Here is a 12464-nt window from a genome sequence, read left to right as displayed (position 1 = left end):
AATAATATAAGATTAAAAACAATCCCTTTAACTCAATGATCAGTTGTTAAAAAACAAAAAACTCAACTAATGGCGAATTAAGATTATTTTGTGGAAGACAATCCTAATTTAAACCAAATAATTAAGTTTTACAGTTAAATAAAAGTCTGAAACTATTATTTTAAGCAGACGCTCTCTGAATAAAATTGAACGGTACTTTATACTTCCCTCTTTCCTTATTTAAAATCATTTTGGCCGCCATGTCTCCCATAACATTATAATCTGTAGTTACAACTGAAATTCCAAAAAGATTTTTAAGAGGTGTGTCGTTATAAGAAATAACGCCAATATCTTCTCCAAGTTTAAATTCTTTTTCTCTTGCTTGTTCTACAAAAGTGACTAACTCCGACTCTTCGATAATAATGAATAAATCTCCTTTATTAACGGTCATGTCATCAGATACTTTATCTATGACCTCAAAATCAAATTGATGTGTATCACAAAATTTTCTAAAGCCATGAAAAATCCTTCTAGGATATGGGTAAATTGATTCCTGGGGATAAACCAATATTATTTTTTGGTATTTACTTAATATGTGAAGTCCTTCAGATAACGCACCATAAATATCCTTCTCAAAATCTTGATATACTGTTATAATTTGATTTTGATTTGATTCTAATGCATTATCCATTAAAATAAGTTTGTTTTCTGGTATCTTTTTTAAAGCGTTAGAAATTTTTGGAGTCATACTAGTGTGTTCCAAATTCTCAGTTTTAAAATGAGGCATAATTACATAATAGTCATAAGATAGTTTGTGCTTGTCTAGTAGATTTAAAAATAGTGTTTCATCCCCATTATAAATTTGAAGGTCTGCATGAGCATTTTCTCCAATTGAATCTGCAAAGGCATTATAAATTTTCATTTTATAATCACTTAGCTTATTAATTAAAAACAAAATATTAACCTTAGATATAAGTTCTGTTCTGGCAATATAAAAGCCTTTACCTCTTATAGAAGAAATTACATTGCGCTCTTTTAAAATGTTATATGCTTTTTCAACCGTGTCACGAGACACAAATAAGTTTTCGCTAAAACTGTTGATTGATGGAATTTTTTGATCCATAACTAAATTTCCAACGGAAATATTATGAATTATAGATTTAACAATTTGCTCATATTTAGACTCTCTTGAATAGTCATCGATGTTGATAAGATTTGTTATTTCCATTTTAGTAAAGTTTAAAAGTTAGAGTATTAGTATATATAGTTGGTAAACGTGTTAGATGCCAGTAAACACCTTATACTACAATATTATAATGTTCTTGCTTTTTCTTTAAGGAGATATGTTTTTGATAGGGGGATAAATGGCTCCTTTTACAGGGGTAAATGTTTTTAATTTAGGGGGTAAATGTATATATACAGTACTCCCTTATAAGCAAAAAGTTAAATTGAATAGGAGTCTTTTTTGAGTAGAAATTAACTATTACAACTATTCATAATAGTTAAGAGGTTATTAGTTTTTATTCACTACATATACTATGAAACAGAACAAGTAAAAAAATTGGTTAATTCACTTCTATCCTTTTTACACCTTTATAGCCTCCAGCTTGTATACCTATAGTTTCAGGAGCGAATTTAGTAGAGTCAAATGACGTATTCGGGATAGGTATTATAGCATTAGAATCAGCTATACTATTTTCAATTATTTTATCCAGTTCTATTATTTTTTCAGGGTATACCTTTGAGAGATCATTATGTTCTCCAATATCCCATTTTAAGTTGTAGAGTCGATACGCATGTTTAAAATCTTTATCCAAATGAAAAATTCGAATTAACTTCCAATCTCCAGAACGAACCGAAATTGAAGCTGGCAACCAATCCGGCACCTTTGGTTGATGAGGGAAAAATGTAACAATCCCATCTCTTTCAATGGTTTCCCCTTTTAATGTAGGCGTTATATCCATACCATCAATAATATGATTTTTGGGAAGAGGGATATTTGCTAAATTTAAAAGTGTTGGATAAAAATCTGTAGATTGGATTATTTGATCCGATTTAGTTTTAGGAGTTGTTACCCCTGGACAAGAAATGATAGTTGGCACTCTAATACCGCCTTCGTAAATGGTTGCTTTTCCACCTCGCAGAGGTCTATTACTTGTTGGCGGAGTAATATATTTTTCTCCAGAAGGCAATACATCTGTAATGCCGTTGTACATGTTTCCTCCGTTATCACTTGTAAAAACAATAATGGTATTATCTGCAATACCTAATCTGTCAATCTCATCCAGCAATCGTCCTACTGCTTGGTCTAAAGAATGTACCATAGCGGCGTATGTAGAAGAATGTTGCAAATCTGTTAGGTCTACTTTAGAACTGTAATATTTCTTCAAACTTTCCTTAGCATCAAAAGGCGCATGTACAGAAAATTGCCAGTAATTCATAAAAAACGGCTTAGACTTATCTACATGTCTTAACCAAGAAACAGCTTCATCAGCCATTCTATCCTCTATGTGTTCTTTGGGATATTTTTCTTTAAAATTTGGATATTTCCAAGGCGCCACAAAACTTCCTGCAGGCCCGGGACCTGGCCAATGTGGGATATCTACATCAAAGCCATGTTGTAAAGGAGAATATGGTTCGCTTCCTAAATGCCATTTTCCAAAATGTGCCGTAGAATAGCCTGCTTTTTTAAATTGCTTTACCAGAGTGGGTAGTTTATTGTCTAATCGGGATACTGAAACACAATTTACTGCTTTATTCCCGCTATTTGGGTTTTCTTCAAGTGATGCCTTTAGTACTACTTTTTTTAGGTGTGCTGTTGGCGCAGTAATACCTGTGCGCAAAGGTGTTTGCCCTGTTAAAATACTAGACCTTGTTGGAGAGCACAAAGGGCTTGCAGAATAGGCATTGGTATATGTTATACCTCGTGACGCTAATCGTTCTAAATTTGGCGTTTCGTAGAGTTTAGTTTTTCCGTATAATGTAACATCGCTCCACCCCAAATCATCGGCCAAAATAAACACAATATTTGGTTTATTTTGTGCATAAGAATTAACAGTTAAGAGCAATATGAAAAGTAAAAAAAACAAGTATTTCATTATGGTTTTTTTTAAAATAAAAACTAAATCCACTTATTGATTTAGGTAATTTAACTGTAACAATATTAATGTAAATCTAATGAAAAAGCATCCTGTTGCTTCTGTTAGAAAAACATGATTTTTGCTTTTCAATTTAGATAAAAATTTAATCCTGAAAGCTTCAAATCTTTAATGTTCCTGACATCAAAATTTAAATGTTTCACAAAATATTTTAAAAAAACATCTGTTGAATTTGCTCAATTGAAACATTCCATTTCATGGTTAATGCATAGTTTGTAATTTGTTGATTTACTTCAAGCTTTATAGCAGTTTTCCTCTTTCTCTAAGTGTCAAAAAGCACCTGTTTGCATAAACTCTCAACAGAAACGACAGGATGCAAAAATCTATTTTTAGTAATAAGTTTGTTGCACTACAATTACTTCTTAGTGACGCTTTAGTATTCAAATTAAAAAAGATAAATGAAAAAAATAGCACTCATATTTCTGTCTATAATTTTGCTTCATTCTTGTTCAAAAAAAGCAGAGAATAATATATCAATAAACAGAACAACTGTTAATTATTTTGAGAGTCCATTAGGTATTGATGATGTAAATCCTAGTATAAGTTGGACAATGTCGTCAAACGGAAGAAACAAAAAACAAACTGCTTACCAAATTAAAGTAGCTAGCTTAAAAGAATCACTTAACACAGATGATAACATACTCTGGGATTCTGGAAAATTAGTATCAGCGCATAACTCACAAGTACGCTATGCAGGTAAAGCATTGGAATCTGGACAACATTGTTATTTTAAAGTGAGAGTTTGGGATGAAAACGATGTTGCTTCAGCTTGGAGCGAAGTAAACATGTGGACTATGGGTTTACTTAAAAAGCCTGACTGGAAAGCAAAATGGATTGGTTATAAAACAACTGATAAAAATAAAAAAGACACGCTACATCTACCGCCTCCGCCGTATTTAAGAAAATCATTTACCACCAAAGCCAAAATAAAAAATGCAACGCTTTACGTAACTGCACTTGGTGCTTTTGAAATGTCTTTGAATGGTAAAAAAATAGGAAAAGATTTATTAGCGCCTGGTTGGAGCGACTACAATAAGCGTATTTATTATAAAACCTACAACGTAACTTCTCATTTAAATGAAGGCGATAATACAATAGGTGCCATATTAGGAGATGCTTGGTATGCTGGTTATGTTGGGCCAAAAGTGTTATCAAAACCTAGAAACAGAGAGTTGTATGGTTTGCATCCTGGGTTACTTTCTCAACTAGAAATTGAATACGATAATGGCGAAAAAGATATTATAACTTCTGATGAAACTTGGAAGGCGAATGAAGGGCCTTTTATTTATGCTGATTTACTTATGGGAGTAGCCTATAACGCTAATTTGGAACTCCCAAATTGGAACACCACTAATTATGATGATACAGATTGGAAACCTGTGTTTATTCATAAAGGAACAGAAGGCGTTATTCAGGCATATCCCGGGAATAGTATACAAGTATATGATGAAATTGAACCTGTTGAAATTACCGAGCCTAAAAAAGATACGTACATTTTTAACTTAGGTCAAAACTTTGCTGGACACGCAAGACTTCAAGTTACAGGAGATAAAAACGACACCATTGTTATCCGTTTTGGGGAAAGGCTACATGATGATGGTAGATTAATGACCGAAAATTTAAGATTTGCACGTGCTACAGATACTTATATTTTAAAAGGCGAAGGCACAGAAATTTGGGAACCTAAATTCACATATCATGGCTTTCAATATGTTGAGGTTACAGGCCTTAAAACAAAACCTAATAGAAAGACAATTACGGGTATTCCTTTTGGGTCGTCAATTCCTTTTGAAAGTTCATTTACTTCTTCTGATGAGGTTTTAAATAAAATGTATGAAAATGTACTATGGACTCAACATTCTAACTTCATGGAAGTACCTACAGATAGTCCACAACGCGATGAGCGTTTAGGATGGCTCGGAGATGTACAGATTTTCTCTAGGTCTGCACTTTATAATGCTAACATAGGTGCATTTAATGCAAAATGGTTTGCAGATGTTCGTGATGCGCAGTATGATAACGGGCCTTATGCCGTTTTTGCGCCTCGACCATACCCTAAATTAGTTTGGTATTCTCCAGGATGGATGGAAGCAGGTGTAATGGTGCCGTATAATACTTATAAATTTTACAACGACACAAAAGTTATAGAAAACCATTATGAATCTATGACCCGATTCATGGATTATCATATAGAAAAAAGTAAAGTACATAAGTTTTACCCAGAGCATTCTTGGGCAGATGCAAAACCTGAAGGAGGTTTTGGAGATTGGCTCTCTATGACTGAAAAGCATCTTTCACATGATATACTTGCATCTATGCATTATCAATATGCATTAAAGATTATGTCTGAAATGAGTGGTGCTATTGGCAAACAAGAAAAGGCAGACTATTATAAGGCATTATATAACGAATCGGTTAGCGCATTTATAAAACACTATATAGATGAAGATGGCAAGTTTCAGATAGATGAAGCTGTTTACGGAAAAGCGAAAGGCTATTTTGAAGGCGAAAGAGGCTTTACAGGTCATACTCAATCAGCGTATGCAACAGCTATATATTTTGATTTATTACCTCCAGATTTAAAACAAAAAGCAGGAAAACATCTTGTAGATTTATTAGCTGAAAACAATAATTTACCATCTTCAGGTATTTTAGGTATTAGGCAGTTATTGCCAGCTTTATCAGATATAGAACGCTCTGATTTAGCTTACGAAATTCTATTAAAAAAGGATTATCCTAGTTGGGGCTTCCAAGTAAAAAACGGGGCTACAACAATTTGGGAACGATGGAATAGTTACACACCGGAAGATGGTTTTAATGGAGAAATGAATGCCAAAATGAATTCTTTTAATCACTATGCCTTTGGCGCATTTTCTCAATTCCTATTTAGTGATATAGCAGGCATTAAAACTAAGGATGCTGGTTTTAACAATATAGTAATTAAACCAAAATTAGGTAATAAGGCATTGACTGATGTTAATGCTAAATATACTTCTATTAATGGAGATATTGTTTCTTCTTGGTCGATTGACGGTTCCATTTTTAATTTAGAAGTACAAATACCTGTAAATACGAAAGCTTCAGTCTACATTCCTTTTAAAGAAGGAGGACTTGTATCTGAATCTGGTAGTGAAATCGATTCAAAACTTATAAAGTTCATAAAACAAGAAGGAGACTATAAGATTTATGAAATTGGGTCAGGAAGCTACAAGTTTCAATCTGAAATATAATTTTTATTTCTAAGAGGTTGAACAGTATTAAGACAGTTTTTAAAACAAAATTCTTCTACTTTTTGCTATTAGCAGTAGTGTTTTGCAACTGCAAATCGGAGCCAAAACATGAATATGGAACTACAATAAGTATTAACACCGAAGATATACAAAATGGAAAATTAATTTTTGAGCAAAAATGCAGTCACTGCCATAATTTTAAAAAGGACGCGATTGGGCCTAACCTTAGTGGGATTACAAAAGAAGTTAGTGAAGCGTGGATAAAAGAATTTATTAAGAATCCATTTAAGATGATATCTCAAAAAGACCCCAGAGCAAAAGCCTTACATCAAAAATATAAAACATTTATGCCGGAGTTTTCATATTTATCCGAAAAGGAATTTGACGAACTTCTAAGTTACATGAATTCTTATTTAAAGAAGGAAGCGTCTGGTAATAAAAATTTAGAAGACGTTATAGATAATCCAATTAAAGACACACTTGTGTATTCTGAAGATAACGCTCATATAGAGTTTGCAGCCCAAGTACCTGCTTCTTCGAAAAACGGTCCCTTAGCTCGAATAAATAAGATGGCATGTACTACTAATTCTGGGCGGGTTTTTATCAACGATTTAAGAGGAATGCTTTATGAATTGAAAGATAATAAGCCGAAGTTATATGTTTCAATCTCTAAATATCACGATAGCTTTATGTCTGAACCAGGACTAGGTACTGGGTTTGGGAGTTTTGCTTTTCATCCAGATTTTTCAGAAAACGGATTATTTTATACTGCACATTCTGAAAAATTGCATAAAACGAAGGCTGATTTTTCACTTCCAGACAGTATTCCCGTAAAATTACAATGGGTTATTAAAGAATGGAAAAGTAAAGACCCCAAAAGAACAGTCTTTGAAGGTTCAATTCGAGAGCTTTTGCGTATTGATTTTGTTACTATAATGCATGGTATTCAGGAAATTACTTTTAATCCACATAGCTCTAAAAATGATTCAGACTATGGGATGCTATACATTGGTGTTGGAGATGGAGGTAGTGTTGCTTATGGTTTTCCAAAAATAGCGTTGCATGGTGGGGCTCAAGTTTGGGGAACAATTTTGAGAATAGACCCTAGTGGTAGTAATAGTGATAATGGTAAATATGGCATTCCAAAAGATAATCCGTTTGTAAATGCAAATAAAAAGAACAAGGAAATTTGGGCTTATGGATTACGAAACCCTAATAGAATTTGTTGGAATACAGAAGGGCAAATGTATGCCAGTGATATAGGGCATAATATAGTGGAGGAAGTAAACATTATAGAACCAGGTAAGTTTTATGGCTGGCCTATTAGAGAAGGTAAATTTGTAGTAGACCCTTATGGAAATCAAAGTTTAGCGTATCCTTTACCAGAAAACGATACAGATTTTGGCGTTACATATCCTGTAATTCAATATGATCATGATGATGGTTCAGCTATTAGCGGAGGGTTCTTTTCTTATACTGCACCCTTTAAAGGGAAATACATTTTTGGAGATATTCCAGAGGGTACTGTTTATATAGCAGACCCTTCAGAAACCAACACTGATAAAAGAAATATTAAAAAGTTGAATATAGTTTTTAAAGGTAAGCAAACAGATTTTAGACAGCTTACCAATAAACGTCGTATAGATCTCAGACTTGGTCAAGATTGTGATGGAAACATGTATATGTTTACCAAAGCAGACGGGAAGATTTATAGAATGATTAATGAATAGTGATGAATTTATACGCGCCGTCAAAACCACTTTGCAGTATAAATACCACAAATAACTAAGTATATGGACATGGCATTTTTAGTAGGTGTATTACTCGTAGCATTGGGAGGAATTTTAGAAGGTCTTTTTTCAATACCAGTTACTAAAGTAAAAACATGGGAGTTTGAGAATATATGGGGTGTTGGATCGCTCCTAGCACTTCTATTATTACCATGGCCATTATCTTATTTTTTTGTAGAAGACTTGTCTCAGTTATACACATCTGTACCTAATTCAATTTTAATAAGCGTTGTGTTATGCGGTTTTGCTTGGGGAATAGGAGGTATCTATTGGGGGCGTGTAATTGCAACATTGGGGATGGCTCTGGGTGTTTCTATACTTATGGGACTCATTAATGTTTTCGGTTCAATTGTACCTCTGTCTGTTTTTGAGCCTAACAAAATATTTACTCTAGGTGGTGGTATTTTAATATTAGCTGTTCTTATAATGATTGTAGGGATAATTATAATATCAATTGCTGGTAAAAAGAAAGAGCAGGCTTTAGGAAAACGAGAAAACAAGAAAACAGGAACATTTCGTTTGGGTTTAATCTTTTGCTTAATCTCCGGTATTCTTTCTTCAGCAGTCAATTTTGCATTTATTATTGGTACCCCAATAACAGAGGAAGCTTCAAAGATGCAGGTACAAGATTATGCTACTAGTTTTGCTATTTGGAGTCTCGTTTTTACAGCTAATTTTTCAATCAATGTTATTTATGGTTTTTATATGATGCTAAAAAACGACACATTAAAAAACTTATCTAAAGGCAGTTTCACTAGAGAGTGGATAGGTGCAATTTTTATGGGTTTAGCATGGCCTGGAGGTATTATTATTTATGGCATTGGTGCAAATGCTATGGGCCCTTATGGCGCTTATGCTGGTTTTCCAATGATGATATTAGCATCCATTCTAGCAGGGAATTTAGCAGGCGCTTTAGGTGGCGAATGGAAAAACTCTGGAGTAGCACCTCGCCGAATTATGATAACAGGAATTTTAGTATTGTGTTTAGCCTTTTCCCTACTGGGATATTCAACTTATGTGATGAATGGATAAAAGTTTAATATGAAAATAGAACTATGAAAAATTCATCAATAATTGACGCGCATATTCATTTATGGGATATAAAGCATTTAGATTATCCTTGGTTAAGTCAATTTCCTAAAATAAATAGAACTTTTTCCTTATCAGATTATAATAAGGCTACGGCAGAACAATCTATTGAAAAAATGATTTTTGTTCAAGCTGAATGTAAACCTTCTCAATTTCTAAAAGAAGTGGAATGGGTTCAAGCACTTTCAGAAAAGGACGAGAGGCTCTCTGCAATAATACCTTGGGCACCTTTACATACAGGAAACGCAGTAGCAGAAGTATTAGAAAAATTTGCAGAAAACCCCAAAATAAAAGGCGTTAGACAATTAATTCAACCTCAAGAAGATGTAAATTTTTGTATTCATCGCGATTTTGTTGAAGCCGTTAAGCTCTTAGGAAAAAATAATCTACACTTTGAGTTAACAATAGATCCAAAACACTTTCCTGCTGTTCTAAAACTTGTAGAAAAGTGTCCAGACACAAAATTCATTTTAAACCATATAGGCAACCCAAGTATAGTTAATAAACAACTACAACCCTGGAAGAAACATCTAAAAGCATTTGCTGATTCTGGACCCCACTATTGTAAATTTTCAAATCTAGTCTGCAATGCCGATTTAGAGCACTGGGATATAGATGATTTAAGACCGTATGCGGATACAGTGATTGATGTTTTTGGTCCAGAAAAATTAATATGGGGTAGTGATTGGCCTCATTCACTTCGTGCATCTTCTTGGTCCAAATGGTTTAAAACTGCAGTGTCTTTAACAGAAGGATTAAGCGAAGAAAAACGTACTAAAGTTTTTAGAACAAATGCAATTCAGTTTTATAACATATAAATAAAAACAGCTATGAGCAATACATTATATAAAAGCAATCATGAATTTGTTCCGCAAAGGTTTGAAGGTAAAGTTGCCATTGTTACTGGTGGCGCTTCTGGTTTAGGAAGAGCTATTACAGAAGAATTATGTAAAGAAGGCGGTAAAGTTTTATTTACTGACATAGACGATTTAGGTAAAATAAAACAAGAGAATGACATTGAAAACAACTACGACACCACGTTTTTAATGGGAGATATGGGAGATGAAGCATTTTGCAAAACTACTATAGCAGAAACCATAAAAAAATATGGCAAAATTGATTATTTAATCAATAATGCCTTTTCTTTTACAGCAACAGGGATCAATGCTGAAACTAAAGATTGGATGCGAAGTTTTGAAGTAGGGCCGTTAGCCTATGCAAGAATGACACAAGAGGTTTATCCCCATATGAAAAAATCTGGTGGAGGTGCTATTGTAAATATATCAAGTATTTCTGCTCATATCGCACAAAAAGACAGGTGGACTTATAATGCTTCAAAAGGTGCCGTAAACCAATTAACCAAATGTCAAGCTCTAGATTTAGCGCCTCATAATATAAGAGTAAATAGTGTAGACCCAGGTTGGATATGGACCCACGAAACAGACAAAGCTGCAAATTTAGATGGAGGCGGTCGAGAAAAATGGGATCCTATTTGGGGACGTTTTCATATGTTAAGGCGTATGGGCAAAGCCATAGAAGTTGCACGACCAGTACTATTTTTGCTTAGTAATGACGCTTCTTTTATTACTGGCACCCATCTAGCTGTAGATGGAGGTTACCTATCAATAGGGCCTGAAGGCTTAGGTGAAAACACTATAAATGCAGGTTCTAAATAATTCAGAAGTTAGTTTAAGGTTATGATTGAAGAACATATTAAACAAATTAAACAGAAACTTGGAGCAGATAAAGTTCTTTTGGGAGAAGGTGTCAAAGAAAGATATGAGCATATATGGAAAATGGACGAACCTTTAAGAGCTAAAGCTGTTGTTTTTCCATCTACAACTCAAGACGTATCAGATATCTTAAAGATTTGTCATGAATACCACCAACCCATCGTAGTACATGGAGGGTTAACAAACCTTACAGGGAGTACAGAAACTAGTGCCGATGAATTAGTCATTTGCATGGAAAAAATGAATGACATTGAAGAATTCGATTTATCCAGCCGTACAATAACTGTACAATCTGGAGTTATCTTAGAAACGATACACCATGAAGTAGAAAAAGAAAACTTATTATTTCCTATGAGTTTTGGTGCTCAAGGTTCCGCTCAAATTGGAGGAGTAATTGCAACAAATGCTGGTGGACTTCGTGTTTTTCGGTATGGAATGACCAGAAATTTAGTTTTAGGACTGGAAATAGTACTGGCTGATGGAACTATTATTTCATCTATGAAAAAAATCATAAAAGATAATTCAGGTTATGATTTAAAACAATTATTTATTGGCTCCGAAGGCACATTAGGAGTAATCACTAAAGCGGTATTAAGGCTTCATCAAAAACCAAAAAGTAGAAATAGTGCATTTGTAGCCATGGACGATTTTGAAAATGTAGTAGCATTTTTAAAATTTATAGATGAAGGCGTAGCAGGAACCCTAAGTGGTTATGAATTATTATGGGAACGCAATTACAAAGCCATGACCGATCCTTCTACAAATATTTCAAAACCTTTATCCTATGGCTATAAATACTATGTACTTATAGAAAGTTTGGGCAGTGATTATGAAAAAGACCAACAAAGATTAGAATCATTGCTAGAAGTAGCTTTAATGGATGAAGTTATTTTAGATGCTGCTTTAGCGCAATCAATGCAGCACATAGAGCTGTTTTGGAGAATTCGAGAAGATGTAGATATTTTAGTTTCCCAATGCAATAATGTACAGAACTTTGACATAAGCCTTCCTGTTTCAGAAATAGGAACTTATGTTGATACTATTTTTAAGACTTTAAATGAAATACCTGAAGTCGACAACTTTTTCGCCCATGGCCATGTAGCCGATGGCAATATTCATTTTTTAATAAGTAAGGACAACAATACAATAGAACTTACAGATAAAATTAATTCTATTATTTACAACCCATTAACAGCTCTTGGTGGTTCTGTCTCTGCTGAGCACGGTATCGGAACCCATAAAAAGCCTTATCTAAAACTTTGTCGTTCCAAAGAAGAAATACAATTGATGCAATTGCTTAAAACTACAATGGATTCAAGAGACATTCTAAACAGAAACAAAGTACTTAATTACGAGAATTAAAATACAAATAAGTATTATCCAATACTATAACTAATCGCAGATTAAGTTTTAGTATATAAATACCCGTTGTGCATTATGATTTAAAAGAAAAAAGTTGTTCATCTTACTGATAATCAGTAAATT

Annotated in this window: 8 protein-coding genes; 6 read left to right on the top strand and 2 right to left on the bottom strand. The window is 33.7% G+C overall.

The genetic code is table 11. The features are described 5' to 3' along the window. Window positions 1-160: 160 nt before the first annotated feature. Window positions 161-1207, bottom strand: a complete 1047-nt coding sequence (locus tag ACFSR8_RS04340) for a GntR family transcriptional regulator (RefSeq protein WP_380289423.1) — start codon at window positions 1205-1207, stop codon at window positions 161-163. 337 nt (window positions 1208-1544) lie between these two features. Beyond that, on the bottom strand, window positions 1545-3077 hold the full coding sequence (locus tag ACFSR8_RS04335) for a sulfatase (protein ID WP_380289421.1): 1533 nt from the start codon (window positions 3075-3077) through the stop codon (window positions 1545-1547). Between the two features lie 458 nt (window positions 3078-3535). Between ACFSR8_RS04335 and ACFSR8_RS04330 the strand changes: the two genes are divergently transcribed. From ACFSR8_RS04330 to ACFSR8_RS04305, 6 genes are all read left to right on the top strand, one after another. Beyond that, on the top strand, window positions 3536-6367 hold the full coding sequence (locus tag ACFSR8_RS04330) for a family 78 glycoside hydrolase catalytic domain (RefSeq protein ID WP_380289419.1): 2832 nt from the start codon (window positions 3536-3538) through the stop codon (window positions 6365-6367). Window positions 6368-6429: 62 nt separating this feature from the next. After that, complete coding sequence (locus ACFSR8_RS04325; protein ID WP_380289417.1) at window positions 6430-8097, top strand: PQQ-dependent sugar dehydrogenase; 1668 nt, start codon at window positions 6430-6432, stop codon at window positions 8095-8097. 69 nt (window positions 8098-8166) lie between these two features. Next, complete coding sequence (locus tag ACFSR8_RS04320) at window positions 8167-9189, top strand: L-rhamnose/proton symporter RhaT (RefSeq protein WP_380289415.1); 1023 nt, start codon at window positions 8167-8169, stop codon at window positions 9187-9189. Between the two features lie 23 nt (window positions 9190-9212). Further along, window positions 9213-10064, top strand: coding sequence for an amidohydrolase family protein (locus ACFSR8_RS04315; protein ID WP_380289413.1), 852 nt, complete (start codon window positions 9213-9215; stop codon window positions 10062-10064). 12 nt (window positions 10065-10076) lie between these two features. After that, window positions 10077-10922 (top strand): SDR family oxidoreductase, encoded by an 846-nt coding sequence (locus ACFSR8_RS04310; RefSeq protein ID WP_380289411.1) that lies wholly within the window; start codon window positions 10077-10079, stop codon window positions 10920-10922. A gap of 21 nt (window positions 10923-10943) precedes the next feature. Next, the gene (locus ACFSR8_RS04305; RefSeq protein WP_380289409.1) at window positions 10944-12341 is read left to right on the top strand and encodes an FAD-binding oxidoreductase; all 1398 of its coding nucleotides are present in this window, start codon (window positions 10944-10946) and stop codon (window positions 12339-12341) included. Window positions 12342-12464 lie beyond the last annotated feature (123 nt).

Source organism: Hyunsoonleella rubra, from assembly GCF_042684665.1.
Lineage (GTDB): Bacteria > Bacteroidota > Bacteroidia > Flavobacteriales > Flavobacteriaceae > Jejuia > Jejuia rubra.
The sequence above is the reverse complement of the archived record's forward strand: the minus strand, read 5'-3'. Positions and strand labels throughout refer to the sequence as shown.